Origin of the sequence: Streptomyces sp. SID11385, assembly GCF_010548245.1 — a bacterium.
Lineage (GTDB): Bacteria > Actinomycetota > Actinomycetes > Streptomycetales > Streptomycetaceae > Streptomyces.
Genome location: NZ_JAAGLR010001199.1, coordinates 1 through 215 on the forward strand (window position 1 = coordinate 1; position 215 = coordinate 215).

1 protein-coding gene is annotated in these 215 nt (G+C 80.5%); it reads left to right on the forward strand.

The genetic code is table 11. The features are described from left to right. Positions 1–26 precede the first annotated feature (26 nt). Positions 27–215 (forward strand): glycosyltransferase (locus G3I42_RS36775; RefSeq protein WP_343244762.1); only part of this gene is annotated, 189 nt, incomplete at its 3' end.

Genomic DNA, 215 nt, shown 5'->3' on the forward strand with positions numbered 1-215 from the left:
ACCCCGTGCCGCTGGAGGTGCCCGGGGTGGGCGGCAGGCCCGTCACGCTGCTGCGCTCGGGCGGCCGGGGCCCCGCCGCCGCGCGCAACACCGGCTTCGCGGCGACCGGCGCGCCGTGGGTGGTCTTCCTCGACGACGACGTACGGGTCGGGGCCGAGTGGGCCGGGCTGCTCGCCGAGGATCTGACGCGGGCGGGGCCGCTGACCGGCGGGGTG